This is a genomic window from Allostigmatella hybrida (assembly GCF_020103775.1).
Taxonomy (GTDB): Bacteria; Myxococcota; Myxococcia; order Myxococcales; family Myxococcaceae; genus Hyalangium; species Hyalangium aurantiaca.
The window spans coordinates 1-1,715 of the sequence record NZ_JAHXBH010000066.1 but is presented as its reverse complement, the minus strand read 5'-3'; the positions used below and the strand labels follow the sequence as shown (position 1 = coordinate 1,715).

The following is a 1,715-nucleotide window of genomic DNA, read 5'->3' as shown; positions in this document are numbered from 1 at the left end:
CCGACCCCCTCAAATTCGACCTGCTTCGCGCTACAGTCTGTTTTCACCGTGTGGGTCCTTCCGATGCTCTGAAGTGCTTGAGAACTCTTCAGTTATCGGTGGGTCCCCACCCGGTGATCCCTCCCCCGGTGATCGATCCGGGCTAGAATGTCCCGCAGGCCATGATGGATGAGCCCAAGGTTCGGATTGTCGTTGAATGTGCTTCGCGTAAGGGAACCCATCCACCCATCCATCTTATCGATCACAGCGCGGGCACGCTGCACGGCGGCCGCCACCAACGCGTTCTGTTCAAGAAGAAAGCCTTCCAGGAGTTCTCGTCCTAGCGAATCGATCTCCATTGCCGCTGTGGAATTTCTCAGCCCCAGAGCCAGATCCAGCCGCAACCTCAGCTCCCCCATCGCATCTCTGAATTCGTCCGCCCAGCCCAAAAGTGGCTGGGTCCACAGTTCTACTGCGAGCCTCCTCCAAGAACTTTCAGGCACGGGCTGAGGAGCGAGACTCCACCACCCCAGCTCCGAGGCAGCTGTCAGCGCGATCGTGTCCATGCTGATGGGCCACGCGGTACGCGTGAGTGCCTTGCCCTGGAAGGTGGGCACAATCACAATATGACGCCATCGGGTGCGCGCGACGTGAGCGGTGATATCCGGACTCCCGGTCCACTTGAACGTGGCATGAAGGGCGTCCAACAGGGACGCCCGAGCCTGATAAAGGTGCACTGGTTCAGCCACCTCAAGCCGCAACCAGAGCGCCGAGCCTCGCTCCCATTCGAGATCCTGCGAGAGGATGTCAACGGATAGTGCGGCAAGCCGAGAACGCAGGGAATCGCAAACCACCCGGCCTACCTCATCCAGCTTACGCGCCGCCCACTGAACAGGCTGGGACATGCCCCCAGGCTTGGCGAAGTAGGTGAACATCAACCACATGGCCCAGACATCGCTCAAGGTCCCTCGCTCTCGCGCTTCGAACGCGTCGAGCGTGTCGGCTGAGAAATACGGGTCAAAGCGCCCTCGGAACTCCTGTCGCGGCGCTGAGATGGAGCCCACAGCCTCCGCCAGATTCGTGGTGGGGAGATGGGTGTTCAATTTTGCCTCACCGCGCTTCTGAAGCAGGCCCTGCGCAAGGTGCTTCTCCTTCGCGTTGCCCCGCGCCAGGAAAGGCTGAAGCGCCAGGGGCATGCCCACCTGCTGCATGAAGTTCCAGGCAGCTCGGGCGTACTTGTGCAACAAGTCGAGGTACGGCTTGTGCCGCAGCAGCGCGAGCGGCATATGGCCTTGCTGGGATGCGCTGGCACCGAGGACAGCGACAGCCGTTCCAGCGCCGCCCCCCTCGGATTGCTCCGAGGTAAAGCCCCACTCATCCACGGCAACTTGAGGCATCTGAGGGATACGCGAAACGCTCCTGCAGTGCTTCTCCCACCTCGCAGCATCCAGGACTCCCGCCGTTCCGACGAGCGGCAGCGCCGTTGTCCTGCGGAAATGAGCTTCGAGCGTGCCTCGAAGCAGCTCAAGTCCGCCCACAATGGATTGGCGGAGTCGAAGCACCTCCGCCGCATGATCCTCCCAGGTCTTCGGCCGGTCAGCATGATTGACGAGGTTGATGAGGATGCAATTCAGGCGTGTGGCCCACTCAGGTGGGAGATAGGAGGCTGGAGGAAATAACTTTTCCCCTTTCGCGGCTGCACATTGCCTATCGTGATGGAGGACTCGGGGCCTTGG

The 1,715-nt window shown here is 61.2% G+C and carries 1 protein-coding gene; it reads right to left on the bottom strand.

Going from position 1 to position 1,715, the window contains the following annotated elements:
- Nucleotides 1-92: 92 nt before the first annotated feature.
- A partial coding sequence (locus KY661_RS37025; RefSeq protein WP_225414670.1) for a hypothetical protein occupies nucleotides 93-1,715 on the bottom strand: 1,623 nt, incomplete at its 5' end.